The sequence below is a fragment of the Amycolatopsis sp. AA4 genome, assembly GCF_002796545.1.
Lineage (GTDB): Bacteria > Actinomycetota > Actinomycetes > Mycobacteriales > Pseudonocardiaceae > Amycolatopsis.
Genome location: NZ_CP024894.1, coordinates 6,776,758 through 6,803,123, shown reverse-complemented (window position 1 = coordinate 6,803,123; position 26,366 = coordinate 6,776,758). Strand labels below are relative to the sequence as shown.

General features: G+C 68.9%; 29 protein-coding genes. 25 read left to right on the top strand and 4 right to left on the bottom strand.

Features of this window, described 5'->3' with window-relative positions; translation table 11 throughout:
- Nucleotides 1-2: 2 nt before the first annotated feature.
- Nucleotides 3-740 (bottom strand): alpha/beta fold hydrolase, encoded by a 738-nt coding sequence (locus tag CU254_RS31335; protein ID WP_037715411.1) that lies wholly within the window; start codon nucleotides 738-740, stop codon nucleotides 3-5.
- A 57-nt stretch (nucleotides 741-797) separates the two neighbouring features.
- On the opposite strand from CU254_RS31335, the gene CU254_RS31330 reads away from it, so the two are divergent.
- The 17 genes from CU254_RS31330 (at nucleotide 798) to CU254_RS31245 (ending at nucleotide 16,846) form a co-directional block, all read left to right on the top strand.
- On the top strand, nucleotides 798-1,142 hold the full coding sequence (locus tag CU254_RS31330) for a MerR family transcriptional regulator (protein ID WP_009082605.1): 345 nt from the start codon (nucleotides 798-800) through the stop codon (nucleotides 1,140-1,142).
- 74 nt (nucleotides 1,143-1,216) lie between these two features.
- On the top strand, nucleotides 1,217-2,083 hold the full coding sequence (gene prmC, locus CU254_RS31325) for a peptide chain release factor N(5)-glutamine methyltransferase (RefSeq protein ID WP_009082604.1): 867 nt from the start codon (nucleotides 1,217-1,219) through the stop codon (nucleotides 2,081-2,083).
- Between the two features lie 274 nt (nucleotides 2,084-2,357).
- Nucleotides 2,358-4,412, top strand: a complete 2,055-nt coding sequence (locus CU254_RS31320; RefSeq protein WP_009082603.1) for a M6 family metalloprotease domain-containing protein — start codon at nucleotides 2,358-2,360, stop codon at nucleotides 4,410-4,412.
- 116 nt (nucleotides 4,413-4,528) lie between these two features.
- Nucleotides 4,529-5,710 (top strand): hypothetical protein, encoded by a 1,182-nt coding sequence (locus CU254_RS31315; protein ID WP_037715407.1) that lies wholly within the window; start codon nucleotides 4,529-4,531, stop codon nucleotides 5,708-5,710.
- A 541-nt stretch (nucleotides 5,711-6,251) separates the two neighbouring features.
- Nucleotides 6,252-6,902, top strand: coding sequence for an L-threonylcarbamoyladenylate synthase (locus CU254_RS31305; RefSeq protein ID WP_037715405.1), 651 nt, complete (start codon nucleotides 6,252-6,254; stop codon nucleotides 6,900-6,902).
- A 91-nt stretch (nucleotides 6,903-6,993) separates the two neighbouring features.
- Entirely contained in the window at nucleotides 6,994-8,151 is a 1,158-nt protein-coding gene (locus CU254_RS31300; protein WP_009082598.1) for a glycosyltransferase family 4 protein, read from the top strand.
- 51 nt (nucleotides 8,152-8,202) lie between these two features.
- Nucleotides 8,203-8,682, top strand: a complete 480-nt coding sequence (locus CU254_RS31295; protein ID WP_009082596.1) for a hypothetical protein — start codon at nucleotides 8,203-8,205, stop codon at nucleotides 8,680-8,682.
- Nucleotides 8,683-9,065: 383 nt separating this feature from the next.
- Entirely contained in the window at nucleotides 9,066-9,851 is a 786-nt protein-coding gene (gene atpB / locus CU254_RS31290) for a F0F1 ATP synthase subunit A (RefSeq protein ID WP_009082594.1), read from the top strand.
- A gap of 58 nt (nucleotides 9,852-9,909) precedes the next feature.
- A complete protein-coding gene (locus CU254_RS31285) occupies nucleotides 9,910-10,164 on the top strand; it encodes a hypothetical protein (RefSeq protein WP_009082593.1) in 255 nt (84 codons plus the stop codon).
- Between the two features lie 28 nt (nucleotides 10,165-10,192).
- The gene (locus CU254_RS31280; RefSeq protein WP_037715403.1) at nucleotides 10,193-10,747 is read left to right on the top strand and encodes a F0F1 ATP synthase subunit B; all 555 of its coding nucleotides are present in this window, start codon (nucleotides 10,193-10,195) and stop codon (nucleotides 10,745-10,747) included.
- A 6-nt stretch (nucleotides 10,748-10,753) separates the two neighbouring features.
- On the top strand, nucleotides 10,754-11,578 hold the full coding sequence (locus CU254_RS31275; protein WP_009082588.1) for a F0F1 ATP synthase subunit delta: 825 nt from the start codon (nucleotides 10,754-10,756) through the stop codon (nucleotides 11,576-11,578).
- Between the two features lie 54 nt (nucleotides 11,579-11,632).
- Entirely contained in the window at nucleotides 11,633-13,270 is a 1,638-nt protein-coding gene (atpA, locus tag CU254_RS31270; RefSeq protein ID WP_009082586.1) for a F0F1 ATP synthase subunit alpha, read from the top strand.
- 11 nt (nucleotides 13,271-13,281) lie between these two features.
- Nucleotides 13,282-14,220 carry a F0F1 ATP synthase subunit gamma gene (locus tag CU254_RS31265; RefSeq protein WP_009082585.1) on the top strand — a complete coding sequence of 313 codons (939 nt, stop codon included), beginning with the start codon at nucleotides 13,282-13,284 and terminating at the stop codon, nucleotides 14,218-14,220.
- Nucleotides 14,220-15,647 carry a F0F1 ATP synthase subunit beta gene (gene atpD / locus CU254_RS31260; protein ID WP_037715400.1) on the top strand — a complete coding sequence of 476 codons (1,428 nt, stop codon included), beginning with the start codon at nucleotides 14,220-14,222 and terminating at the stop codon, nucleotides 15,645-15,647. Before CU254_RS31265 ends, atpD begins: the two co-directional genes overlap by 1 nt.
- Before the next feature lie 114 nt (nucleotides 15,648-15,761).
- Nucleotides 15,762-16,127, top strand: coding sequence for a F0F1 ATP synthase subunit epsilon (locus CU254_RS31255; protein ID WP_009082582.1), 366 nt, complete (start codon nucleotides 15,762-15,764; stop codon nucleotides 16,125-16,127).
- 27 nt (nucleotides 16,128-16,154) lie between these two features.
- The gene (locus tag CU254_RS31250) at nucleotides 16,155-16,589 is read left to right on the top strand and encodes a DUF2550 domain-containing protein (RefSeq protein ID WP_009082580.1); all 435 of its coding nucleotides are present in this window, start codon (nucleotides 16,155-16,157) and stop codon (nucleotides 16,587-16,589) included.
- Between the two features lie 86 nt (nucleotides 16,590-16,675).
- Nucleotides 16,676-16,846: a hypothetical protein gene (locus tag CU254_RS31245; RefSeq protein WP_158688119.1), complete on the top strand. Its 171-nt coding sequence runs from the start codon at nucleotides 16,676-16,678 to the stop codon at nucleotides 16,844-16,846.
- Between the two features lie 34 nt (nucleotides 16,847-16,880).
- Here CU254_RS31245 and CU254_RS31240 read toward each other — a convergent pair whose 3' ends face one another.
- Entirely contained in the window at nucleotides 16,881-17,447 is a 567-nt protein-coding gene (locus CU254_RS31240; RefSeq protein ID WP_009082576.1) for a cob(I)yrinic acid a,c-diamide adenosyltransferase, read from the bottom strand.
- A 61-nt stretch (nucleotides 17,448-17,508) separates the two neighbouring features.
- On the opposite strand from CU254_RS31240, the gene murA reads away from it, so the two are divergent.
- A complete protein-coding gene (murA, locus tag CU254_RS31235) occupies nucleotides 17,509-18,783 on the top strand; it encodes a UDP-N-acetylglucosamine 1-carboxyvinyltransferase (protein ID WP_009082574.1) in 1,275 nt (424 codons plus the stop codon).
- Between the two features lie 47 nt (nucleotides 18,784-18,830).
- Here the strand turns inward: murA and CU254_RS31230 are convergent, their stop codons facing one another.
- The gene (locus CU254_RS31230; protein WP_100267155.1) at nucleotides 18,831-19,424 is read right to left on the bottom strand and encodes a TetR/AcrR family transcriptional regulator; all 594 of its coding nucleotides are present in this window, start codon (nucleotides 19,422-19,424) and stop codon (nucleotides 18,831-18,833) included.
- 94 nt (nucleotides 19,425-19,518) lie between these two features.
- Between CU254_RS31230 and CU254_RS31225 the strand changes: the two genes are divergently transcribed.
- The 3 genes from CU254_RS31225 to CU254_RS31215 are packed head-to-tail and all read left to right on the top strand — an operon-like array spanning nucleotide 19,519 to nucleotide 21,900.
- Nucleotides 19,519-19,914, top strand: a complete 396-nt coding sequence (locus tag CU254_RS31225; RefSeq protein ID WP_009082570.1) for a nuclear transport factor 2 family protein — start codon at nucleotides 19,519-19,521, stop codon at nucleotides 19,912-19,914.
- A complete protein-coding gene (locus tag CU254_RS31220; protein ID WP_009082569.1) occupies nucleotides 19,907-20,713 on the top strand; it encodes an NmrA family NAD(P)-binding protein in 807 nt (268 codons plus the stop codon). The genes CU254_RS31225 and CU254_RS31220 overlap by 8 nt, the downstream gene beginning before the upstream one ends.
- Nucleotides 20,710-21,900: a S9 family peptidase gene (locus CU254_RS31215; protein WP_009082567.1), complete on the top strand. Its 1,191-nt coding sequence runs from the start codon at nucleotides 20,710-20,712 to the stop codon at nucleotides 21,898-21,900. Before CU254_RS31220 ends, CU254_RS31215 begins: the two co-directional genes overlap by 4 nt.
- 7 nt (nucleotides 21,901-21,907) lie before the next feature.
- On the opposite strand, the gene CU254_RS31210 is transcribed toward CU254_RS31215, so the two are convergent.
- Nucleotides 21,908-22,534, bottom strand: coding sequence for a LysE family translocator (locus tag CU254_RS31210; protein WP_009082566.1), 627 nt, complete (start codon nucleotides 22,532-22,534; stop codon nucleotides 21,908-21,910).
- Nucleotides 22,535-22,658: 124 nt separating this feature from the next.
- Here CU254_RS31210 and CU254_RS31205 point away from each other — a divergent pair, with 124 nt between their 5' ends.
- The 4 genes from CU254_RS31205 to CU254_RS31190 all read left to right on the top strand — a co-directional run bounded on the left by CU254_RS31205 (nucleotide 22,659) and on the right by CU254_RS31190 (nucleotide 26,204).
- Nucleotides 22,659-23,210 (top strand): hypothetical protein, encoded by a 552-nt coding sequence (locus CU254_RS31205; RefSeq protein ID WP_009082564.1) that lies wholly within the window; start codon nucleotides 22,659-22,661, stop codon nucleotides 23,208-23,210.
- A 67-nt stretch (nucleotides 23,211-23,277) separates the two neighbouring features.
- Nucleotides 23,278-23,811, top strand: a complete 534-nt coding sequence (locus CU254_RS31200; protein WP_009082563.1) for a hypothetical protein — start codon at nucleotides 23,278-23,280, stop codon at nucleotides 23,809-23,811.
- 3 nt (nucleotides 23,812-23,814) lie between these two features.
- Nucleotides 23,815-24,132 (top strand): DUF6191 domain-containing protein, encoded by a 318-nt coding sequence (locus CU254_RS31195; RefSeq protein ID WP_234392774.1) that lies wholly within the window; start codon nucleotides 23,815-23,817, stop codon nucleotides 24,130-24,132.
- 50 nt (nucleotides 24,133-24,182) lie between these two features.
- The gene (locus CU254_RS31190; RefSeq protein WP_100266938.1) at nucleotides 24,183-26,204 is read left to right on the top strand and encodes a protein meaA; all 2,022 of its coding nucleotides are present in this window, start codon (nucleotides 24,183-24,185) and stop codon (nucleotides 26,202-26,204) included.
- Nucleotides 26,205-26,366: the final 162 nt, after the last annotated feature.

Here is a 26,366-nt window from a genome sequence, read left to right as displayed (position 1 = left end):
ACTCATCGCAGCACCTTCCGGATCGCGGCGAGCCATTCTTCCGGCGCTTCGTCGGCGATGCCGTGTCCGGAGGCGATCTCCACCAGTTCCGCGCCGGGAATCCCGTCGGCCAGTTCGCGCGAATGCTGCGGCGGCACGAGGGAGTCGAGCGTCGTGGCGATCACCAGCGTCGGGACCGCGATGGACGCCAGTTCTGCCCGGGTGTCGACCGAGCGGACCAGCTCGACCTGCTTCGCCGTGCCCGCGGGGACCGACTCGGCCAGCCCGGCTACCGCAGCGGTGAGCTGCTCCGGCGTGAGCGCGGCGAGGAACGGTTCGCTGGCGGCGACCAGCAGCAGGTACTTGGCGAGCAGGGTGCGGTCGCCGTCGAGCAGATGCGCCCACAGGTCCAGTGCCAGCTCCATCCGCGCGTCCGGCCGGGCGAGGCCCGCGGTGAGGATGAGGCCGGTCACGCGGTCCGGATGCCGGGTGGCCACGCGGACCGCGACGGCCGTGCCGAGCGAGTAGCCGAGCACGGTGAACTTCTCGACCCCGGCGTCGACGGCGGTCGCGACCAGGCCGTCGGCGAGGTCGTCGAGGGTGCCGCCGGCGGCGGGGTAGTCGGCTCCGACCACGGTGTGCGTGCGGGAGAGGTCGTCCAGCAGCGGGCCGAAATTGGCGGTGACGCCGCCGCCCGCGCCGTGGGCGAGCAGCAGGCCGGGGCCCTTTCCGAGGACGAGGGGCGCGAAATGTTCTGTCATGTCCGCGACGTTAAGGATTGACACCAGTGTGAAGGCCAGAACCAGGGGAAGATCGGGATGCTGATCGGCGAACTCGCGCAGCGCACCGGCGTCGCGCCGCGGTTGCTGCGGTACTACGGCGAGCAGGGGCTGCTGCCCTCGACGCGCAACACGAGCGGGTACCGGGTGTACGACGAGGAGGCCGTCGTCCGCGTGCTGCAGATCCGGAAACTGCTGGCCGCGGGCCTGACCACGGAGATGATCGCCGGGATGCTCGACTGCGCGAGCGGACCCGCCGCGCACCTCGACCTGTGCCCGGACCTGGTGCGCCGGCTGCGTGGCGAACTGGCCGAGGTCGACCGCCGGATCGGGGATCTCGCTCAGCGGCGCGAAGTCCTGTCCGGGTATCTCGGCCAGGCGTGACCCCCGCGCGGCCGGGGATCGATACGCTAAGCAGCACCCCCTCCGGGGGAGTTTCGACGAGTGAAGGACGACCAGTGAATCGGCAGCCGCTGCGCCTGGCCATCATGGAGGCCACCCGGATCCTCACCGAGGCGGGCGTGGAATCGCCGCGGTCGGACGCGGATCTCATCGCCGCGCACGTGCTCGGCGTCGACCGGGGCAGGCTGCCGATGGTGCCGCTGGTCGACCCGCCGGTGATCGACGCGATCGGCCAGCTCGTCGCGCAGCGCGCGAAACGGATCCCGCTGCAGTACCTGACCGGATGGGCCGCGCTCGGCAACATCACGGTCAACGTCGGAGCGGGCGTGTTCGTCCCCCGGCCGGAAACCGAACTGCTGCTCGAATGGGGCGTGAAGTTCCTGCAGGGCCGCGAATACCCGGTGGTGGTCGACCTGTGCACCGGCTCCGGCGCGCTGGCGCTGGCGGTGGCGCACGAGCGTCCGGACGCGGTGGTCTACGCGGTGGACGTCGACCCGCAGGCGCTCGCCTGGGCCCGGCACAACGCCGACGTGCACAGCGCGGCAGGCAACACGCCGATCCGGCTCTACTCCGGGGACATCGCCGACCCGACGATGTTCGCCGAACTCGACGGTCTCGTCGACCTGGTGCTCTGCAACCCGCCGTACGTGCCGGAAGGCACGCCGGTCCCGCCGGAGGTCGGCGAACACGACCCGGCGCGCGCGGTCTTCGCGGAGGAAAGCGGCCTCGCGGTAATCCGGCACGCGATCGCGGCCGGTGCCCGCTTGCTGCGGCCGGGCGGCGGACTGGCGATCGAACACGACGACACCCACGGTTCGGCTGTTCCCGCGCTGGTGCGAGCGCGGCGGGTGCTGACCGGGGTGGAGGACCATCCCGACTACACCGGCCGGGCGCGGTTCGTCACGGCTCGCCGACTGGGCTGACGCCGCGCTGGTTCTCCAAAGGTCCGTGAAGGACTCCTTGCGGGACTTGGAGGTCGTGAGGGGAACCCTGAGGGACTCAGAGTCCGTGGGGGTTCCCCTCACGACCCGCCGCCGCACCCAGCCGGTGGCGCTGCGCCATTTGCCCCTTCGCGCGCGTCTTGCCCGACTTTCGTTGTGCGGCAGCGGGGTGGATTTCGTTCGCTCGCCTAACGATCACCGTTAGCGTCGGGCCTCGGGACCGCCGGGCGGACCGGCGGAGAAGTGAGGAGCGAGGATGAGATCCCCCTTACCCCGCCGGAATCACCGCAGCCGGACCACTCGCGCCGGGGCCAGCCGCCTCGGCACCCGCGCCCGGACCACTCGCGGTCGCCTTGCCGTCGTGGTGGCGGTCGCGGCGCTGGCTCCCGCGCTGCTCGCCGGGACCGCCGCGGCGGATCCGCTCGTCCAGGGCTGGCCCGCGCCGCTCGACTCCGCGCACTGGGCCGACCAGGCGAGCATGACCTGGCAGGACTACCGCCACGTGCCCGGCACCGACTGGGCCGACCCGGCGCTGAAACCGACCGTGCGCAAGTTCAAGGGCGCCGTCGTGCTCGCCGACTACCCGGACGCGGACTTCGTCGTCACCAAGCCGCCGCATTCGACCGTCTTCGGCAATCCGTCGACGTCGGCGAGCAATCTGCCGCGCGAGAAAGTCGCGCAGCACTACCAGGATTTCCTCAACAAACCCGAAACCCTCAACCACGGCCACACCATCAACGAATACTGGATGGAGGACTCCGGCGGCCGGTTCGGCGTCGACCTCACCGCGTTCGGGCCCTACCGGATGCCGGGCAAATCCTTCGAATACGGCATGGAAATGCAGCCGGAGGACTGTCCGGCGAACGCCGACTGCACCCGGGACCTGCGCAAGGACGCGGGCGACGCGTGGCGCGCCGACGTCGGTCCGGTCGCCGACCAGTTCGACTTCGTCTTCTTCCTCTCCGCGGGCCAGGACGAAAGCTCGACGTGGCAGGAATTCGGCGAAATGAAATTCGGCTCGAAAGAGAACGTGCCGCCCGAATTCGGCCCGCCGGGCAGCAAACCGGGCGACCAGAACTGGGCGCACACGCGGTATGTGCCGTGGACGTCGTGGGCCTCGGCGGCGAGCATCTGGCCCAACGCGGCCAACGGGTCCTCGACCCAGGCGGAAAGCTCCGGCCAGGCCGTGTACGCGCACGAGTTCAGCCACATCCTCGGCATCGGCGACAACTACAACAACCCGTTCGGGAATCCGCCCCGGCGGTCCTACACCGGACCGTGGGAAATGTTGTCGCGCGGCAGTTTCAACGGCCCCGGCGGCCCGCACACGCGCTGGCAGATCCCGGCCACCGAAGGCGGTTCGATGGGCGCGCACCACATGCTGCGCAACAAGCTCAAGCTCGGCATCGTCGATCCGAAGTCGGTCCTGAACCTCGACCGGAACCAGCTCGCCACCACCGGTCCGGTCACCGCGCGCGTGACCGCGCGGGAAGCGGAGCCGCAGCAAGGCGCGTATGCGGGCATCACGATCGCGCTGACCGGCGGGGACCGTTCGCCCAAGTGCGATCCGGCGAAGGACCCGAAGTGCGACGGCGGCGGGTACGACCACTACAGCGTCGAGGTCGTCGACCGGATGGGTTCGGACTCGTTCGCGCCGGACTCCGGCGTCCTGCTGGCCAAGACCAAGAGCCGGGACGCCGCGCCGTTCGAATGGATCGTGGACGCGAATCCGCAGGACATCAACCTGACCGACTACATCCGTCCGGACGGCACGCCGGTCAAGATCACCGTCGGCGACTACCGGCAGCTCAACGACGCCACGTTCAAGGCGGGCACCGGCGCCTCCAGCGGCTACGAGTACACCGACGAGGCCAACCGGCTGCGGTTCCTGGTCACTGATCTCGACCGGGACAGCCGCGGAGTGCTGTCGTACACGGTCACCGTCGCGTCGCTAGACGGTGCCGGACCGCAGGCGCGCGGCGCGTGGTTGTGGCCCGCACTGGCCGCGTTCGCTCGCGGCGGGCTGGCCACCTGCGACTTCCGTCTCGCCAACCCGGGTTCGGCCCGCGGCGCGGCAGCCCCCTACGACCAGGACACCTACCGGCTGACCGCGACCACGGACACTCCCGGCTGGGAAGTCCGCCTCCCGAACGCGTTGGCCACGGCCAAGTTCGGCGGCTCGACGCAAGTCCAGGCGTACGCGAAGCGCTCGGCAGGCGCGCCGCACGCCGCACGAGTACGGCTGACTGCCACGTCGATCGCCGACCCGGCGAAGACCACGACGACCGCCTGTACCGCGATCGGGTTCTGAGCCAGGGAAAGGCGCCATCCGTCCCGAGCGGCGGATGGCGCCTTTCGACAGGGTTGCCCGCTATCGAGCGAACCCCTACCTTGAGGCGGCCGAACACTCAGACTTCTGGGGGAGTCATGTTCTTGCGCCATCGCATTACGGCCGGTTGCGGCGCTGTGCTCATCGCCTGCGCGCTCACCGCGAGCGCGACCAGCGCGTCCGCCGCGGCCGGGCCGACCACCCTCCCGGCCAGCGAGTACACGCTGACCTCGGACTACCACAAATACGACGCGGTCTACTCCGGTCTCGCGGCGAAGCTGCACACCGTGCCGGTGCACACCGTCATGGACAACGCGAACCATGACCGCCAACCGCTGCCGTCCACCTTCCAACCGGCCGGGCTCGCCGGCGGTTTCCGGTTCGACGACGGCGACAACGACGACTGCACCAACTACCCGCAGGGCATCACCACCAGCCGCGACGCGGTCGGCGGGGACTACGACGGGCACCAGCTCGTCGCGGTCAGCTGGTACACCCGCGACGCGTGCGGCGGCAAACAGGTCCGCAGCCGGATCACGCTCGCTGACTGGGACGCGACGTACCCGAACAAGTACCGCAAGATCCTCCTCGTAGAACCGACCGGCACGAGCGCTTCGCCGAACTACCGGGACGTCCCGATCCACGCGGGCGGCGTCTCCTGGTACGGCGACTACCTGTACGTCGCCGACACCGGTGGCGGCATGCGGGTCTTCGACATGCGCAAGATCCTCGAGGTCAACTCGGGCGGCACGGCCGACCAGATCGGCCTGTCCGGCGGCCAGTACTACGCGCACAACTACCGCTACGTCCTGCCGCAGGTCGGCACGGTCGCCGCGCACACGACGTCCGGCACGAACCTGGCCTGGTCGACCATTTCGCTGGACCGGGTCAGCAAGTCGATCGTGATGACCGAGTACACCTGCAAGGCCGACTGCACCGACTACCCGAACCGCGCCCCGCGGGCGGTGCGCTTCCCGTTCGCCTCGGGCGCGACGACGTTCGCCGCCTCCACGACGGCGAGCCAGGCGCTGAAACTGCCCTGGTACAACCTCAACGGCGTCGCCTCGCACAACGGCCGCTGGTGGTTCAACTCCTCCGCGGCGAAGCAGCTCTACTACTGGACCCCGGCCGCAGGCCCGGCCACGCACGCCTGGGTCAGCAGCGGGGAGAGCATCTCGTACTGGGAGGACCCGAAAGACGCGGATCTCCTGTGGTCCCTGCAGGAGGGCAAGGGAAACCGCAACGTGTTCGCGGTGAAGCAAGCCACCTACGGCAGCTGACCACCGCCCGCCGAACCGCACGGCCGCCCTTTCGCTCGATCAGGCTCGGTCCGGCGCCGCCGCGTGCCCCGCACCGGACCGAGCCACCGCCCCGGCCGAGACGCCCCAATGCCACTTTGGTTGCGTTGGATGCACCGAATGCCACTTTGGGTGCGTGGGATGCACCGAATGCCACTTTGGGTGCGTGGGATGCACCGAACGCCACTTTGGGTGCGTGGGATGCACCGAACGCCACTTTGGGTGCGCTGGACGCACCGAACGCCACATTGGGTGCGTGGGATGCACCGAATGCCACATTGGGTGCATCTGACGCACCCAATGCCACATTGGGGCAGCGTCCGCAGCCCCGCCCAGGCCCGCATCGGCATCGACGCGCCAGCCAGGCAGTGATCCTGGCCGCGCGGCGCGAGACCCGCGCACCCCGGCGCCTGCGGCCAACCCGCACCCAACCCGCGGCCAACCCGCACCCGACCCGCACCCGACCCCCATCCCGCCTCGGGTCGCCCTGGGAATCTCCGCGCCGGGGGATAGGCTTCCGGTCATGAGTGCGGTCTACGACTGCGGCAAGCGCGAATCCCGAGCCGAAGGCCTGTCCGCGGCGGCCGCCGCGGTGCGGTCGAGCCGGCTGGTCGTCCTGCCGACGGACACGGTGTACGGGATCGGCGCCGACGCGTTCGACTCGGGCGCCGTCCAGGCGTTGCTGCGGGCGAAGAACCGCGGCCCGGACATGCCGGTCGGCGTTCTCGTCGGTTCCTGGTCCACTGTGGACGGTCTGGTGCTCGGCGTCCCGCCGCAGGCGCGGGCGCTCATCGAGGCGTTCTGGCCGGGCGATCTGTCGATCGTGCTGCCGCACGCGCCGAGTCTGCAGTGGAATCTCGGCAATTCGCGCGGCACGGTGATGCTGCGGATGCCGCTGCACCCGGTCGCGCTCGAGTTGCTGCGCGACGTCGGCCCGATGGCGGTGTCGAGCGCGAACGTCTCCGGGCGTTCGCCGGCCTCGACCGTCGAGGACGCGCAGGAGCAGCTCGGCGATTCGGTGTCGGTGTATCTCGACGGCGGATCGAGCGGGGAAACGGTGGCTTCGTCCATCGTGGACCTGACCGGCGACAAGCCCCTGGTGCTGCGCGAGGGCACGGTCACCAAGGCCGCCATCGCCGAGGTGATCGGCGTCGCCGAGGAGACGCTGGACTGAGCCGGGCAAGTGACCGCCGTTCACCGCGACCGCACGCGGGCGCGGTAGCGTGGCGCGGTGACTCCGACCTCCCGGCGGGCGTGACGCGGTCATGCCTGTAGTCCAAGGACTTCTCCCGATCCGGGAGTACCTGCTCGTCGCGCTGACCGCGACCGCGGTGACCTATCTGCTGACCGGCGTCGTGCGGCGCGTGGCCATCCGGATCGGGGCGATCGCCAACCCCCGCGCGCGCGACGTGCACGTCAAGCCGATCCCTCGGATGGGCGGCGTCGGCATCTACCTCGGGATCGCCGCGGCGATGGGTCTCGCGCACCAGCTTCCCGCGCTCAGCCACGGGTTCGACGTCTCCTACGACGCGGTCGGCGTGCTGCTCGCGGCGGGCGTCATCTCGCTCATCGGCATCCTGGACGACCGGTTCGAACTCGACGCGTGGACGAAGCTCGCCGGACAGGTCATGTGCGCCGGGATCCTCGTCATCTTCGGCGTGCAGTGGGTGTCGTTCTGGGTGCCGTGGGGCGGCAACGGCGATTCTATCGGCTCGGTGCTGGTGCTGGACAAGAACCAGGGCGCGCTGCTGACCGTCGTGATGGTCGTGGTGATGGTCAACGCGATGAACTTCGTCGACGGGCTCGACGGGCTGGCCGGCGGGCTCGGCTTCATCGCCGCGACGGCCACCTGCGTGTTCTCGCTCGGCCTGCTCGACAACGCCGGCGGCGACTTCGGCTCGTACCCGCCCGCGCTCATCGCCGCCGCGCTCGCCGGGGCCTGTCTCGGTTTCCTCCCGTACAACTTCCAGCCGGCCAAAATTTTCATGGGCGACTCCGGCTCGATGATGATCGGCCTGATGCTCGCCGGGGCCACCACGTCGGCGAGCGGACGGGTCAACTACACCCGGTTCTCCGCCTCGGACGCGCTGGCCCTGCTGTCCCCGCTGGTGGTCGTCGTGGCCGTGCTTTTCGTGCCGGTGCTCGACCTCGTGATGGCCGTCGTCCGGCGCACGCGACGCGGGCAGAGCCCGTTCGCCGCCGACAAAATGCATCTGCACCACCGGCTGCTGGAAATCGGCCATTCGCAACGGCGCGCGGTGCTGCTGATCTATTTGTGGGCCGGAATCCTGTCTTTCGGTGCGGTCTCCATCACGATTTTCGACAGCCCGGTCGTGTTCTGGGCGATTGGCGCCGCGCTGGTCGTCGCGGTGCTGGTTTCCCTGGTGCCGCGACTGCGTTCCCGGCACCGCCACGGCGTCTGAACCCGCGGGCGGTCTATACTGGCGGGTCGAACCGAACGAGGAGCGAATGCAGTGAGCGACACCGAGACGCCCGAGACGTCCCAGGCCACGGCTCAGGCCACAGCTCCGGAGAACCCGCACGCCGCTCCGGTGCGCCAGCTCGCGCGCTCGATGACGCGCGCCTCGCTGCTGTTCACGCCACCGTTCATCCTGGTCTGCATTGTGCTTTTCACCGTCCTCAACGGACTGCACGGCTTCCTCGGCGCTCTCGTCGGCGGCGTGCTGGCGATGATCGCCTCGCTGTCGACGCTGGGCATGATGAAGGTATCCGCCGGACAGGACCCCTCGCTGGTGATGCTCATCGCTCTCGGCGGCTACGCGGCGAAGGTCATCCTGCTGTTCCTCGCGCTCACTCTGCTCAAGGGCGTCACCGTGCTGCACCCGCTTTCTCTCGGGATCACGATGATCGTCGCCATTCTCGTGGCCGCCGCCGCGGAGTTCGCGGCATTTCGCAAAGCGCGTATTCCGACCATCATTCCCGCCGCGAATTGACGGATTCGGGACAAGGGTCCCGGCCGGACCCGGGACCTAGGTCCTGGACCGTTCGGCTGGTAAGGAGTACGCCTGTACGGCAGTGATTGACCTGCTGGTATGGTCCGCGTCATGGGTGGCGGCCTCGGCCGCGCACTCCCGACGACGAACCGCGATCAGCAGTGTGGCGACCGGATGGTTCCGCCTCTCTCCAGCTGGTCCGAAGTAGACCGCAGGGCAGTGTTCACGCGAGACATCCCTCGTGCACGGACCGGTGATATGGCTCCGCGCGCGGTGGGTACCGCCGCCTCCGGCGTCCCGATGCGTATCGGGTACGTTAAGTCCAGATCGTGACGATTCCCCCGGCGGAGTGAACGCCGGCCGGGAGAACCGGGAGGAGCCCAGTGGCCGCGCTGGTACTGACCGAGGGTGCGACCTTCGCGCCCCCTGGCGCCGAAAGCTTTGAGCTGCCGCCGTTGTTCGGCTTCGTCACGAAGCCGATGCTTCTGGTGGTGCTCTCGGTGATCATCATCGCGGGGTACTTCCTGCTGGCGACGCGCAAGCTGAAGGTCGTCCCGACCAAGGGCCAGTTCGTGGCCGAGGGCATCTACGACTTCGCGCGCAACAACATCGCCCGCGAGCAGATCGGGTCGAAAGACTTCCAGCGCTTCGTGCCGGTCATCTTCGCGTTGTTCACCTTCATCCTGCTGAACAACCTCTACGGGGTCATCCCGTTCCTGCAGTTCCCCACCATGGCGCGGTTCGGGTTCCCGGTCGCGTTGTCGGTGCTCGTGGTCTACCCGGTCTACCACTACGTGGGGATCAAGAAGCACGGCCTCGGCGGGTACTTCAAGAAGGAGCTCGCCCCGGCCGGCGTCCCCGGCGCGGTGCTGCCGCTGTACGCGCTGATCGAGTTCGCGGAGAAGTTCTTCCTCAACCCGCTCACGCTCGCCATCCGTGTTTTCGCCGCCATGTTCGCGGGACACCTGATCCTGGCGGTCTTCACCCTCGGCGGCACCTTCCTGCTGACCGAGACCTCGAGCATCGCGCTGAAGCCGGTGTCGCTGGTGGCGTGGATCTTCGCCATCGGCCTGACGTTCCTGGAGGCCTTCATCCAGTGCCTCCAGGCGTACATCTTCGCCCTGCTGTCCGCGGGGTACATCGGCGCCGCGCTGGCGTCGGAGCACTGAGAACACACACAGACCCCGATCCGCGTGAGTGCGCGGACCGAAGTGAAGGGAAACGCTCGTGAGCAACATCGTTCTGGCCCAGGCCGCTGCCGAGACCATCAACCTCAACAAGGGCCTCGCCGCGATCGGCTACGGCCTGGGCGCGATCGGCCCCGGCATCGGTGTGGGCCTGATCTTCGCCGCGGTGATCAACGGCACCGCGCGTCAGCCGGAGGCCCAGAGCAAGCTGCAGGGCATCGGTTACGCCACCTTCGTGCTCACCGAGGTGCTGGCCCTGATCGGTATCGTCATCTACTTCATCGCCTCCGCCTGAGTCGTCCGCTCTCGCGTAAGGAGACGTTGTGCTGAAGACCCAAGTTGTGCTCGCCGCAGACGCACACAACCCGATCGTTCCGGACTGGTCGGAACTGATCCTCGGCATCGTCGCCTTCCTGATCCTGCTGTTCATCCTCAAGAAGTACGTCGTCCCTCGTTTCGAGAAGGCGTACGAGGAGCGGGCGCAGAAGATCGAAGGCGGGATCGAGAAAGCCGAGAAGGCTCAGGCAGAGGCCGAGAAGGCGCTGTCGGAGTACAAGGCGCAGCTGGCGGACGCCCGGTCCGAGGCCGCGAAGATCCGCGACGACGCCCGGCTCGAAGCCGAGCAGATCAAGGCGGAGCTGCGGGAGCAGGCCGAGGCCGAATCCCAGCGGATCGTGGCGCAGGGCCACGCCCAGCTGCAGGCGCAGAAGGCGCAGATCGTCGCCGAGCTGCGGGCCGAAATGGGCCGCAACGCGGTCGAGCTGGCCGGCCGCATCGTCGGCGAGTCGCTCGAGGACGAGGCGCGCCGTCGCGGCACCGTCGACCGGTTCCTCGCGGAGCTGGACACCGCCGGGGCCACTAACGGAGCGGGGAAGTAACCAGAGATGACGCTGCATGCTGCGAGCCGTGAAGCGCTCGACCTCGCCGAGCGCTCGCTCGGCGAGGTGCTGGCCGGAGCGGGCGCCGATCCCGCGAAGGTCGGGGACGAGCTGCTCTCGGTCGTCGACCTCCTTGACCGCGAAATCGGCCTGCGCCGCGCGGTCGGCGATTCTTCGGTCGCTCCGGAGAGCCGCCAGGGCCTGGTCCGCCGCCTGTTCGACGGAAAGCTGAGCGAGCAGGCCCTGAAGGTGCTCGACACCGTGGCGGGCAGCCGCTGGTCCAGTCCCCGCGAGCTGGTGGACGGGCTCGAGTCGGTCGGCCGTTCGGCGCTGCTCACCGCCGCCGAAAAGGCCGGGAACGTCGAAACCGTCGAGTCTCAGCTGTTCCAGGTCGCGCGGATCGTCGCGGGCGCCCCGGAACTCGAGGCGGCGCTGTCCGACCTGACCGCTCCCGCGGAAGCGAAGCGGACCCTGGTCCGCGAGCTGTTCGCGGGCAAGGTCGACGCGGTCGTCGAGACCCTGGTCGAGCAGGCCGTGCAGCGCGCCAAGGGGCGCGGCATCGGCAACGCGCTCGACAAGCTGGTCGCGCTGGCCGCCGAGCGGCGCGAGCGCTCGGTCGCGTACGTGACCTCGGCGAACGCGCTCACCGACGAGCAGCGGGCCCTTCTCGGGACCAAACTCGACGGCATCTACGGGCGGCCGATCGCGCTGCACGTCGAGATCGACCCGGCACTCGGCGGCGGCCTCGTCGTCCGCGTCGGGGACGAGGTCATCGACGGCAGCACCTCCGGGCAGCTGGCGGCGGTGCGCCGCACGCTGAGCCGGGCCTGAGCGGCACAACAGACTTTGCACACTGGACAGAACAGAAGCGAGAGCGGGAACGAAATGGCGGAGCTGACGATCTCCTCGGACGAGATCGCCCACGCGATCGAGAATTACGTCTCGAGTTACGCCCCTTCGGTGGAGCGGGAAGAGGTCGGCGTCGTCGCCGACGCCGGTGACGGCATCGCCCACGTCGAAGGGCTGCCCTCGGCCATGGCCAACGAGCTGCTCGAGTTCCCGGGCGGCGTCCTTGGCGTGGCGCTGAACCTGGACGCGCGCTCCATCGGCGCGGCGATCCTCGGCGACTTCGAGAGCATCGAAGAAGGCCAGCAGGTCAAGCGGACCGGCCAGGTCCTCTCGGTGCCGGTCGGCGACGGCTACCTCGGCCGGGTCGTCAACCCGCTCGGCCAGGCCATCGACGGCCTCGGCGAGATCGAGACCACCGGCCGCCGCGCGCTGGAGCTCAAGGCCGCCTCGGTGGTCGAGCGCCAGCCGGTGTCCGAGCCGCTGCAGACCGGCATCACCGCGATCGACGCGATGACCCCGATCGGCCGCGGCCAGCGCCAGCTGATCATCGGCGACCGCAAGACCGGCAAGACCGCGGTCGCGGTGGACACGATCATCAACCAGAAGGCCAACTGGGAGACCGGCGACCCGAAGAAGCAGGTCCGCTGCATCTACGTCGCGGTCGGCCAGAAGGGCTCCACGATCGCCTCGGTGAAGTCGGCGCTCGAGGACGCGGGCGCGATGGAGTACACCACCATCGTCGCGGCCCCGGCCTCGGACTCGGCCGGCTTCAAGTGGATCGCCCCCTACACCGGCTCGGCCATCGGCCAGCACTGGATGTACGAGGGCAAGCACGTCCTGATCGTGTTCGACGACCTGACCAAGCAGGCCGACGCCTACCGCGCGATCTCGCTGCTGCTGCGCCGCCCGCCGGGCCGCGAGGCGTTCCCCGGCGACGTCTTCTACTTGCACTCCCGTCTCCTCGAGCGTTGCGCGAAGCTCTCGGACGAGCTGGGCGCGGGCTCGCTGACCGGGCTGCCGATCATCGAGACCAAGGCCAACGACGTGTCGGCCTACATCCCGACGAACGTCATCTCGATCACCGACGGCCAGTGCTTCTTCCAGTCGGACCTCTTCAACGCCGGCCAGCGCCCGGCCATCGACGTGGGTATCTCGGTCTCCCGCGTGGGTGGCGCCGCGCAGGTCAAGGCGATGAAGAACGTCGCGGGCTCGCTGCGCATCGACCTGTCCCAGTACCGCGAGCTGGAGGCGTTCGCCGCCTTCGCCTCGGACCTGGACGACGCGTCGAAGGCGCAGCTGGAGCGCGGCGCCCGGCTGTACGAGGTGCTCAAGCAGCCGCAGTACTCGCCGGTTCCGGTCGAGGAGCAGGTCGCCACGGTGTACCTGGGCACGAACGGCTACTTCGACTCGGTCCCGACCGAGGACGTGCGCCGCTTCAACCACGAGTTCCTCGACTCGGCGCGCCGCAAGCACCCCGAGGTGCTGGGCGCGATCCGCGACACGGGCAAGTTCGAGGACGACACCCGCGACGCGCTGATCGCGGCGGTGAACGAGTTCAAGAAGGAGTTCACCACCTCCGAGGGCAAGCCGCTCGAGTCGAACGCCGACGCGATGGCCGCCGAGAAGGTCGGGCAGGAGACCGTCAAGGTCAACAAGCCCGCCCCGAAGAAGTGAGCTGGTAGCCCATGGCCGCACAACTCCGGGAGCTTCGCTCGCGCATCAAGGCGACGAAGTCGATCGGCAAGATCACCAAGGCGATGGAACTCATCGCCACCGCGCGCATCACCAAGGCGCGCGCGAAGGTCGCCGCTTCCCGGCCGTACGCGGACGAGATCACCAAGGTGCTCTCGGCGCTGGCCGGCGCGGCGGCCAACCTCGACCACCCGCTCCTGGTCGAGCGCCCGAACCCGAAGCGCGCCGCCGTCCTGGTCGTCACCAGTGACAAGGGCCAGTGCGGCGGTTACAACTCGAATGTGCTGAAGGCGACCGAAGAGCTGCTTGCCCTCCTCAAGTCCGAGGGCAAGGACGTCGACGTCTACACCACCGGCAGCAAGGGCCTGAACTACTACCGGTTCCGCAACCGCCCGGTGGCCGGCAGCTGGACGGGCTTCTCCGACCAGCCGGGCTACCCGGACGCGGTCGCGGCGGCCGAGACGCTGGTGCAGTCCTTCAACGCCGGGGTCGACGACGCTTCGGGCAACCCGGACGGCGTCACCGGCGTGGACGAGATCCACGTCGTGTACACCGAGTTCGTGTCGATGCTGACGCAGCGCCCGGTCGCCAAGCGGGTCGCGCCGCTGGAGGTCGAGTACTCCGACGGCGAGGACGAGAAGCCGGCCGGTCTGCTGCCGAGCTACGAGTTCGAGCCCAGCGCCGACAAGCTGCTCTCGGCGCTGCTGCCGAAGTACATCAACACCCGGCTGTACTCCGCGCTGCTCGAATCCGCGGCGTCCGAACTGGCCGCCCGCCGCACGGCGATGAAGGCCGCGTCGGACAACGCGAACGAACTGGTGAACACGCTGACGCGGGAGGCGAACCAGGCCCGGCAGGCGCAGATCACCCAGGAGATCTCCGAAATCGTCGGTGGCGCGAACGCGCTCACCGCAGCAGGAAGTGATGACTGATGACCAGTACTGAAGCCCCGCGCGCCAAGGGGCGCATCGTCTCGGTGACCGGGCCGGTCGTCGACGTCGAGTTCCCGCGCGGTTCCGTTCCCGACCAGTTCAACGCGCTCAAGGTCGACATCGAGTTCGAGCAGCTGCGCAAGACGGTGACCCTCGAGGTCGCGGCGCACCTCGGCGACAACCTCGTGCGCACGATTTCGCTGCAGCCGCAGGACGGCCTCGTCCGCGGCGCGGAGGTCACCGACACCGGCGGCCCGATCACCGTGCCGGTGGGCGACAAGGTCAAGGGCCACGTCTACAACGCGCTCGGCGAGTGCCTGGACGAGCCCGGCTACGGCGAGGACCTCGAGCGCTGGGGCATCCACCGCAACCCGCCGCCCTTCGACCAGCTCGAGGGCAAGACGGAGATGCTGGAGACCGGCCTGAAGGTCGTCGACCTGCTGACCCCGTACGTGCAGGGCGGCAAGATCGGCCTGTTCGGCGGCGCGGGCGTGGGCAAGACGGTGCTGATCAAGGAAATGATCACCCGTGTCGCCCGGAACTTCGGCGGTACCTCGGTGTTCGCCGGCGTCGGCGAGCGCACCCGTGAGGGCAACGACCTCTTCCTGGAGATGTCCGAGGACGGCGTCATCAACGACACCGCCCTCGTGTTCGGCCAGATGGACGAGCCGCCGGGCACGCGTATGCGCGTCGCGCTGTCCGCGCTGACCATGGCGGAGTACTTCCGCGACGTCCAGAACCAGGACGTGCTGCTGTTCATCGACAACATCTTCCGCTTCACCCAGGCCGGTTCCGAGGTGTCGACCCTGCTGGGCCGCATGCCTTCGGCCGTGGGCTACCAGCCGACGCTGGCGGACGAGATGGGCCAGCTGCAGGAGCGGATCACCTCGACCCGAGGCCGTTCGATCACCTCGATGCAGGCGATCTACGTGCCCGCGGACGACTACACCGACCCGGCCCCGGCGACGACGTTCGCCCACCTGGACGCCACCACCGAGCTTTCCCGGTCGGTGTTCCAGAAGGGCATCTTCCCGGCGGTGGACCCGCTGGCGTCGACCTCGACGATCCTCGACCCGGCGATCGTCGGCGAGGACCACTACCGCGTCGCCTCCGAGGTCATCCGGATCCTGCAGAAGTACAAGGAGCTGCAGGACATCATCGCGATCCTCGGCATGGACGAGCTTTCCGAAGAGGACAAGCTGACCGTGCAGCGGGCGCGCCGGATCGAGCGGTTCCTGTCCCAGAACATGCTGGTGGCCGAGGCCTTCACGCAGATCCCGGGCTCGACCGTGCCGCTGGCCGAGACCATCGAGTCGTTCGACCGCATCACCAAGGGCGACTTCGACCACTACCCGGAGCAGGCGTTCCTGGGGATCGGCGGTCTCGAGGACCTCGAGAAGAAGTACCACGAGATCACCGGCAAGTGAGTGCGTGAGACCGGCGGGGGCACTGTCCACTGTGGACATCGGCCCCCGCCGTTCTCGTAACCGAAGCAAGACCTATTACACTCGGTGGTGACACCCCGAGCGAAGGAGTGCTACGTGGCTGAGATGTCCGTGGAGCTGGTTGCCGTCGAGCGCCGGCTCTGGTCGGGTACCGCCACCTTCGTGGTGGCGCAGACCACCGAGGGCGAGATCGGCATCATGCCCGGACACGAGCCGGTGCTGGGCCAGCTCGTCGAGGGTGGCGTGGTGAAGGTGAACACGACGGACGGCGACGTGCTGACCGCCGCGGTGCACGGCGGGTTCCTGTCCGTGACCGCGACCGGGGTGAGCGTGCTCGCGGAGAGCGCCGAGCTGTCCGACGAAATCGACGTGGCCGCCGCGAAGGCAGCCCTCAGCACCGGCGACGAGGCGGAGCGGACGAGGGCCACGGCCCAGCTCCGCGCGGCCGGGCAGTCGGTCTGAGCGAAGTAGACGGGCAGGAGCCGGGCCGTGCAGATCGCTGTAGTGGTGCTAGTGCTCCTGATCGTGCTCGTCGTCGTGGTCGGCTGGTACGGCCAGCGGTGGATCCGGATGCGCCGCGGCGGCGGCGTCAGCGTGGCGCTGCGGTGGCGTCCGGACAGTCCGCGGTCGAGCTGGCATCTGGGCCTCGGCCGCTACGAGGGCGAGAAGTTCGTCTGGTACCGCGTGTGGAGCCTGCGCACCGGCCCGGACCGCGTGTTCCAGCGGGACAGCATGCAGATCGCGGACCGGCGGGATCCGTCCGGGTCCGAGGCGTACGCCGTGCCTGAGGGCTCGACGGTGCTGCGCTGCGAGTCCTCGGACCAGGAAGCGATCGAGATCGCGATGGGACCGGGTGCGCTGACCGGGTTCCTGTCGTGGCTCGAATCGGCTCCGCCGGGGCGAAGGCTGCCGCGAGCTTCGTGAGTTTTTCAGCAAGGCCCGTCACCGGTTCTGCGGTGGCGGGCTTTTTGCTGCTCGTGCCGCGGGTTCGGCGGCGCTACCCTGGGCGGATGGACGCCCGAGAACGGGAAGACCGGGCCCGCCGCTGGCAGAGCTTGCCGAAGCCGGTGCGGCTCGAGGACCTCACTGCCGCCCAGGCCGTCGAGCCGGGCCGGGATTCGACGTGGGACGTCGATTACGAGCGCTACTGGGCCGCTCAGGAGGCCAGCTGGGGCCGGTAACCCCCTGGTGCTCGCGGTGGGGAGAGCGGCTGCCTCAGCCGCCCGGCTGCCACAGCACGTCGCCCTCCGGATTCGCCAGCCGGGCAAGGATGAACAACAGGTCCGAGAGCCGGTTCAGGTACTTGGCCGCGATCGGGTTCGACGTGTCCGGCTCGGCCTCCATCAGGGCCCACGCGGAGCGTTCCGCGCGGCGGGAGACCGTGCGGGCCTGGTGCAGGAACGCCGCGCCCGGGGTGCCGCCCGGGAGGATGAACGACGTGAGCTTCGGCAGGCGTTCGTTGAACTCGTCGCACCAGCCCTCGAGCCGTTCGAGGTAGGCCTCGGTGATGCGCAGCGGCTCGTACGGCGGGTCTTCCTGGATCGGCAGGCACAGGTCCGCGCCGACGTCGAACAGGTCGTTCTGGATGCGGCGCAGCACGCCGGAGATCTCGTCGGACAGCCCGCCGAGCGCGATCGCCAGGCCGAGCACGGAATTGGCCTCGTCCGTGTCGGCGTAGGCGGCCAGCCGGGCAGAGGTCTTGGGCACCCGGGAGCCGTCGCCGAGCGCGGTCGTGCCGCTGTCGCCGACCTTCGTGTAGACCCGGTTGATACGAACCACCATGCGCCCGACTCTACCGGCCCGGGTTCGGGCAAAACTGGGCGAGAGGGCATGATTGGCGGCCATGAGCGAGCACTTCGACGTGCACGGCGGAGCGCGGCTGGTCGGCGAGGTCGACGTGGTCGGCGCCAAGAACAGCGTGCTGAAACTGATGGCCGCGGCACTGCTGGCCGAGGGCACCACGACCATCACGAACTGCCCGCAGATCCTGGACGTCCCGCTGATGGGCGATGTCCTGCGCAGCGTCGGCTGCGAGGTGGAGATCGAGGGCGACACGGCGCGCATCACGACGCCCGCGGAGCTGTCGCACCGCGCCGATTCGGCGGCGATGGGCAAGCTGCGCGCCTCGGTGTGCGTGCTGGGCCCGCTGGTCGGGCGGCTGAAGCAGGCGGTCGTCGCGCTGCCCGGCGGCGACGCGATCGGCCAGCGTCCGCTGGACATGCACCAGAACGGCCTCCGCAAGCTCGGCGCGACGAGCACGATCGAGCACGGCTGTGTCGTCGCGAAGGCCGAAACGCTGGTCGGCACCCAGATCTGGCTGGACTTCCCGAGCGTCGGCGCGACCGAGAACATCCTGATGGCGGCCGTGCTGGCCGAGGGCACGACGGTGATCGACAACGCCGCCCGCGAGCCGGAAATCGCCGACATCTGCACGATGCTGACCGAAATGGGCGCGAAAATCGAGGGCGCGGGCACCTCGACGCTCACCGTGCACGGCGTCGAGCAGCTGCACCCGACCGAACACCGCGTGATCGGCGACCGCATCGTCGGCGCGACCTGGGCGTTCGCCGCCGCGATGACCCGCGGCGACCTGACCGTGCGCGGCGTGAACCCGCACCACCTCGACCTGGTCCTGGACAAACTGCGCCTGGCCGGCGCGGAGGTGACCACCTACGACGACAAGGGTTTCCGGGTCGTCCAGGCGGAACGTCCGAAGGCGGTCGACTGGGTGACGCTGCCGTACCCCGGTTTCGCCACTGACCTGCAGCCGTTCGCGGTCGCGCTGTCGGCGGTGTCCGAGGGCACGTCGATGATCACGGAAAACGTGTACGAGGCGCGGTTCCGCTTCATCGAGGAAATGATCCGGCTCTCCGGCGACGCCCGTACGGACGGGCACCACGCGGTGGTCCGGGGCGTCGAGAAGCTGTCCAGCGCACCGGTGTGGGCGTCGGACATCCGCGCCGGGGCCGGTCTGGTGCTGGCCGGGCTGTGCGCGGACGGCGTGACGGAGGTGTGGGACGTGTTCCACATCGACCGCGGATATCCGCATTTCGTGGAGAACTTGAACCGGCTGGGCGCGCGAATCGAGCGGGTAACGGGGGAGCCGGAGCGGGCTTGAGTTGGGGGCTCGTGAGTGTTTGTGCCGGTTCTAACCGGAACTAACACTCACGAGCTTTTCAACGCGCGCACCACCAAATCCGTCACCTGGTCCAAATACCCTTCCTCCACGGACGCTCCGCGCACGATCAATCGCCAGTAGATGATCCCCGCGCCCATGTCCAGGGCCATCTCGACATCGGTGTCCGCCGGGATCTCCCCGCGCTCGATCGCCCTGGTGAACACTGCCCGGTTGATCGCCCGGCGCGGCCCGCCGATCGTGTGCCGGGCGAATTCGGCCATCGCCGGGTTTCGGCGGGCTTCCGCGATCAGCCCGGGGAAAATCCGCGAAAACCGCGGGTGCGTGATCCATTCGTAGAGCGCTTCCAGCGTCGCCCGGATATCGCCGCGCAGGCTGCCGGTGTCCGGGTCCACCGCGCGCGCCACGCTGAATTCCGCGATGACCGCGCCGATCATTTCGTCTTTCGACGGCCAGCGCCGGTATAGCGCGCTTTTCCCGACGCCCGCGCGTTTCGCGACCGCTTCCATCGAAAGCCTGCCGAAGCCGTGGTCGGCCAGTTCGTCGATCACGGCTTCGGTGATGGCGTAGGTGACGTCGGGCTGCAGCACGGCAGCTCCGGTCGGGGTCCGGCGGGTCGTCATGCCGGTCAGCATAACGGGTGGACGATACGGTCCCGTCCCGTGTACGTTGTCGTTGAGACGGTACCGTCTCGTCCATTCCTGAGGAGGGGGTTCGATGACAGTCATCGAGCACGCGCTGGACCTGCTGATCGAGCACGACATGGCCGGATTCCTGCAGTTGTTCGCCGAGGACGCGGTGACCGAGTTCCCGTTCGCCGCGCCCGGGCGGCCGGAGCGCGTCGAAGGCCGCGCGGCGCTGGCCGAGTACCTGAGCGACTATCCGAACCTGCTGGACCACCGCGAGGTCGTCGCGAAGACCGTGCACCAGACGACCGACCCGGAGGTCACGATCGCGGAGTTCGAACTGGCCGGCATCGCGGTCGCCACGCAGAAGCCGTACCGACTGCGCTACGTCGTGGTCCTGACCGTCCGCGACGGCCTGATCCGCCGCTACCGCGATTACTGGAGCCCGCTCGCCGTGACCGAGGTGCTCGGGGTGCCCGGTGTCTGACGTACTCGTGCTCGGCTCGACCGGCACCACTGGCAGCCGCGTCGTGCGAGGTCTTCGCGAGGCCGGGGTGCGGGCCCGGGCGGCGACCCGGAATCCCGTTGAGCCCGGCCAGATCCGGTTCGACTGGGATGATCCCGCGACGTACGGCCCGGCGCTGGACGGGGTCTCGGCGGTCTACCTGATCGCCCCGGTCGCGCCCGAGCCGCAGCCGCTCGTCGAGGCGTTCCTCAAGCACGCGCCGGATGCCCGCGTGGTCCTGCTCAGTTCGTCCGCCGTGGACGAACACACCCCGGTGGTGGGCGAGCTGCCTGGCCTGGTCCGCCGTCAACCGGGCTGGGCGGTGCTGCGGCCGTCGTGGTTCATGCAGAACTTCCTTCCCGGGCACCTGGTCGGCGACAGCGCCCGCGCGGGCCGGATCGTGACCGCGACCGGCGACGCCCGCGTGGCGTTCGTCGACGCGAGCGACATCGCCGCGGTCGCCGTCCGCGCGCTGCTCGATCCGGAACCGCACAACACCGACCACCTCCTCACCGGTCCGCGCGCGCTCAGCTACGGCGAGGCCGCCGAGATCGTCGGGAAACAGCTCGGCCATCCGGTGGTGCACGCCCCGGTTTCTTCCCAGCAGTACCAGCAATTCCTGGTCCGCGACGGCCTTCCCGAGTCGTACGCCGCAATGCTCGCCTCGCTGGACGAGGCGATCCGCGGCGGCGCCGAGGACCGCGTGACCGACACCGTCGAGCGGGTCGCCGGGCGACCCGCCCGTGATTTCCGCACCTTCGCGAAAGAAGAGATCCGATGAAGCCGCTGCTGTTCGAAGACGACCCCCAATTCTGGTTCGAAACCCTGGTCGCCCTGGGCGAGATCGCGTACGGCGGCGCGGATTTCGGCGAGGTCGTCGCGATCGCGTCGAACGTCAAATCCGGTGACTACGACAGCTGGCACGACGCGTGGCTCGCCACCGCCGAACGGCTCTACGCCGAAGCCGCCACCATGCACCCGGTCAGTGCGCGCGACGCGTACCTGCGGGCCTCGACGTACTACCGCCGCGCCGAGTTTTTCTTGCACGGCAACCCGGACGACCCGCGGATCAACTACGCCTACGAGCGCAACGTCGAGTGCTTCCAGCGGGCGATCGAGACGATCGACAACGTCGAACGGATCGAAATCCCCTACGACGGTCACGTTTTGCGTGGCTACTTCTACCGCGCTCCGGGCGACGGGCCGAAGCCGCTTCTGGTGGTGCACAACGGTTTCGACGGCAGCGCCGAAGACCTGCACTTCATGGGCGCGACGGCCGGCCAGGAACGCGGCTACCACGTCCTGACATTCGACGGCCCCGGCCAACCCAGCGCCGTGCATCGCGACGGGTTGCTGTTCCGTCCGGATTGGGAGCACGTCGTCAGCCAGGTGCTCGACTACGCGCTCGCTCTCCCGGACGTGCTCGCGGAGAAGGTCGCGCTGATCGGCTGGAGCCTCGGCGGAATGCTCGCACCGCGGGCCGCCGCGTTCGAGCCGCGGCTGGCGGCCGTCGTGGCGGTGGACGGCCTCTTCGACGCCGCTGCGCCGTTCGTGCAGCAACTCCCGTGGGACCGCGACGAGATCGTCCGCCGGGCGAACGCGCCGGAGGATCCGGAACTGGACGCTTGTCTCGCCGGTGCGCGGGAGCAGAGCCCGACCGTCCGCTGGGCACTGAGCCACGGCCGGTACGTGATGGGCGGCGCGAGCGATCGGGAGTTCCTCGCGAAGTACCTCGAATACAACCTGTACGACGGCGTGGCCGAGCGCATCACGTGCCCGGCGCTGATCTGCGACGCACCGGAGGACTTGTTCTTCACCGGACAACCGCAGCAGTTGTACGACCGGGTCCGCGGTCCGAAGAAGCTGCTGAACTTCACCGCGGAGGAGGGCGCGGACGCACACTGCCACGTCGGCGCGATGCGGCTCGCGAACGGCCGCGTCTACGACTGGCTGGACGAGGTTCTCTGAGCCGGCGTCAGGACTCGAGGGCCAGCGCCGCGCCGAACCCGACCAGCGCGGTGCCGGTCACCCCGTCAAGCGCGCGCCGGACCTTGCGGCGGTTGAGCCACTCGCGGACCCGGTGCACGAAGAACAGGAGGACCAGCAGCCAGATCGTGCCCAGCACGGCGACCGTGTACGCGAGCACGAGCGCGTCCCAGGTCGTCGTGCGGACCGGGTCGAGGAACTGCGGCAGCACCGACAGGTACAGCACCAGGACCTTGGGGTTCGTGATGTTCGACAGGAAGCCCTCGCGCCACCGCCGGAAGCCGCTGGCGCGCTTGCGCTGAGTGTCGGCGACGGTGTCGTAGTTGCCGCGCCAGGCACCGCGCAGGGCCTGGAAGCCGAGGTACAGCAGGTACGCCGCGCCGAGCCACTTGAGCGTGAGGAACACCGGCTGCGAACGAGCGATAACGACCCCAAGCCCAAGCGCGGCGGCCGTGCCCTGCACCGCGTTGCCCGCGAAGATGCCCGCCGTGGCCAGCAAACCGCCCCGCGCCCCGCCGGACAGCGCGTTCTTGAGCATCACCATCGTGTCCGGCCCCGGCGCGAGCACGATGAGAACCACGATCACCAGATAACTGCCGTACCCGCTCCACGTCACGGTTGACCACGGTAGATCCCGGACCGGTCGCCGTCTCGCGGATTTCCGTCACACGGTTTCCGGCGGGCCGGGCAACCCGGGCGAACCGGACGGCGTGCATTCCTCAGGGAGCGAGGAGGGCGCGATGTATCCGCTGGCCGAAGACGAACGACTGCTCTGGTCCGGGCGGCCGCGGCGGTACCCGCGCCGGTACGCGGACTACCACATCTACCTCGTCACAACGGTGGGCTTTGGAGTGCTGGTCGCGCTCGGCGTCATCGCCGTCGCGCGGTTCGACGTGTATTCCGCCGTCTTCCAGCTGTGGCCGGTCTTTTTCGGCATGGCGCTTGGACTGGGTTCCGAACGGAACCGGCGGCGGAAGGCGATGTTTGGGGGGCTGAGCTACCTGGTGACCGAACGCCGCGTCGTCTTCGTCGCCTACCGTCCGGAGGGCATCGAGTTCCGCTGGGTGTGGCTTCCCGACCTGGGCGTGCCGCGGGTGCGCGACTACGGCGACGGCACCGGTACCGTCGGATTCGGGGCTCCGCTGCGCGTCCGGATGCGCGACCTGCAGTTCCGGGCTGAGTCGCCGCTCGCGACGATGGTCCCCGAACTGGTCGCGATCGAGGCCCCCGCGCACGTCGCCGAGTTGATCGCCCGGATGCGCTCTGCGGCGGTTGGCTCCAGGGCCGAATAATTCCGGCGGGCCGGGCAACCCGGGCGAACCGGACGGCGTGCATTCCTCAGGGAGCGAGGAGGGCGCGATGTACCCACTGGCCGAAGACGAACGACTGCTCTGGTCCGGGCGGCCGCAGCGCTACGTGCGGCGCTACCGCGACTACCACTACTACGTCACGGTGGGGATCCTGGTCCTCGTCGTCTCCGCGCTGGCCGCGGTCCTCGACCTGAGCCGCTGGGCGATGATCGGCTGGATCGTCGTGTTCAGCCTGTTCATCACCAGCGGGTTCGAGCGCAACCGCGAGCGGCGTGGCTTCATCGCCGTGACGACCTACCTCGTCACCGATCGCAGGCTGATTTTCGTGTCGGAGTCGCCGCCCGGCATCGAGTTCCGCTGGGTCCAGCTGGCCGATCTGGGAAAGCCGAGGGTGCGCGACCACGGCGACGGCACCGGGACGATCGACTTCCACCCCACCACCGCCGAATGGCTGCGCGACCAGGGTTTCCGGTCCCGGCCCGCCTGGCATCCGATCCTGCCGGAGCTGATGGCCGTCCCGGACGCCGCGCACGTCGCCGAGCTGATTTCCCGGAACGCTCCGCGCTCCCCGGCCGTTGGGTAGGACATGCTGCTGACCTTGCTGGGTCTCTCGCTGCCGGTCGCCACCATCGTGCTGCTCATCGTCGGCGGGTGGGAGCTGCGGAGGAAGAAGAAACCGTCCCGGCTCAAGGCGCGGCTGTCCTCGACTTACCTCGACGAGGTCACCGCGTTCCTCTACGGCACCAAGCGCAACGAGCTCGAACACCGGGACTCGGTGGAGATGACCCTGGAGGAGGAAGCGCAGGGAGCGCCGCCGCTGGGTACCGTCGACCTCGACCGCGGGGTAGTGGTCGTCCGGCCCGGCGCGTCACCCGGGCGTGGCCGAATCCACTCCGCCGATTAAGTTACCGGCGGGTACACTCGGGCGGTCGTCTCGGCGAAGAGAGGTGCACCGTGCCGTACCCCACCGACCACGAGCGCGACCGGCCCTGGGTGATGCGCACCTATGCGGGTCATTCGTCCGCCGCCGCGTCCAACGAGCTGTACCGGCGGAACCTCGCCAAGGGGCAGACCGGGCTGTCGGTCGCCTTCGACCTCCCGACCCAGACCGGCTACGACCCGGACCACGTGCTCGCGCGCGGCGAGGTCGGCAAGGTCGGCGTGCCGGTCTCGCACATCGGCGACATGCGGCAGCTGTTCGACGGCATCCCGCTCGCCGAGGCCAACACCTCGATGACCATCAACGCGCCCGCGATGTGGCTGCTCGCGCTGTACGTCTCGGTGGCCCGCGAACAGGCCGAGGCCGAGGGCCGCGACGTCGACGAGGTGCTGGCCAAGCTCACCGGCACCACGCAGAACGACATCATCAAGGAGTACCTGTCCCGCGGCACCTACATTTTCCCGCCCGGGCCGAGCCTCCGGCTGATCACCGACATGATCGCGTGGACCGTGCACCACGTGCCGAAGTGGAACCCGATCAACATCTGCAGCTACCACCTGCAGGAAGCGGGCGCGACGCCGACGCAGGAGGTCGCGTACGCGTTGTGCACCGCGATCGCCGTGCTGGACGCGGTGCGCGACTCCGGCCAGGTCGACCAGGCCGACATGGAGAAGGTCGTCGCGCGGATCTCGTTCTTCGTCAACGCGGGCGTCCGGTTCGTCGAAGAGATGTGCAAGATGCGCGCGTTCACGCAGTTGTGGGACGAGCTGACGCGCGATCGCTACGGAGTCGAGAACCCGAAGGCGCGGCGGCTGCGGTACGGCGTGCAGGTGAACTCGCTCGGGCTCACTGAGGCGCAGCCGGAGAACAACGTCCAGCGGATCGTGCTGGAGATGCTGGCGGTGTCGCTGTCGCGGGGTTCGCGGGCGCGGGCGATTCAGCTGCCTGCTTGGAACGAGGCGCTGGGGTTGCCTCGGCCGTGGGATCAGCAGTGGGCGTTGCGGATGCAGCAGGTGCTGGCGTTCGAGACGGATTTGCTGGAGTACGAGGATATTTTCGACGGGTCGCACGTGGTGCAGGCCAAGGTCGACGAGATCGTTTCCGGGGCACGCGAGGAGATCGCGCGGGTGCAGGATCTCGGCGGGGCGGTGGCCGCCGTCGAGAGCGGGTACATGAAATCGCAGCTCGTTTCTTCTCTCGCGGAGTATCGGCGGGGAGTGGAGAACGGGGAGCGGGTTCTGGTCGGGGTGAACAAGTTCGAGACGACTGAGCCCTCGCCGTTGCAGGCGGAGGGGGCCAAGGCGATCGAGACTATCGATCCCGCGGTGGAGAAGGCCGCGGTCGCCGCGGTGGAGAAGTGGCGGGAGGAGCGGGACAACGCTGCTGTCGCTGCTTCTCTTGCTGCGTTGAAGGAAGCGGCGGGGACATCCGCGAATTTGTTCGAGGCTACTTTGGCGTGTGCTTCGGCTGGGGTGACGACCGGCGAATGGTCTGGGGCGTTGCGGGAGGTGTTCGGGGAATACCGGGCGCCTACTGGGGTTTCCGCCGCGGCGGCTGCTGGGCAGGGGGACCCTGGACTGGAGCGGGTTCGGGAGCTGGTGCGCCGGACCGAGGCCGAGATGGGGGAGCGGCTGCGGATCCTCGTGGGGAAGCCTGGGCTGGACGGGCATTCCAATGGGGCTGAGCAGGTTGCCGTGCGGGCTCGGGATGTCGGGTTCGAGGTGGTTTATCAGGGGATTCGGCTGACTCCGGAGCAGATTGTCGCGGCTGCGGTGCAGGAGGGGGTGCACGTGGTCGGGTTGTCTGTGTTGTCCGGGTCGCATCTTGAGGTGGTTCCGTTGGTCGTCGACGGGTTGCGGGCGGCTGGGGCTGGGGATATTCCGGTTATCGTGGGCGGGATTATTCCGCCGGATGATGCTGCCGTTTTGGCGGAGCGGGGGATTGCTCGGGTGTTTACGCCTAAGGATTATGAGTTGACGGATATTATGGCTGGGATTGTGGAGTTGGTTCGGGAGCGGCACGGGTTGGGGAGGTAGGGGGGGCGGCTCGTCGCCCTGGCGGGCGACATTGCGCCTGGTCTGGGTTGCGTGGGCACCCCGATTTTTGATTGTGCTGACGGTTCGGGGGTGCTTGTCAAGGCGGGAAAGATGCCTTGACAAGCACCCCCGAACCGCAGGGCGGCTTTGTATCGGGGATGG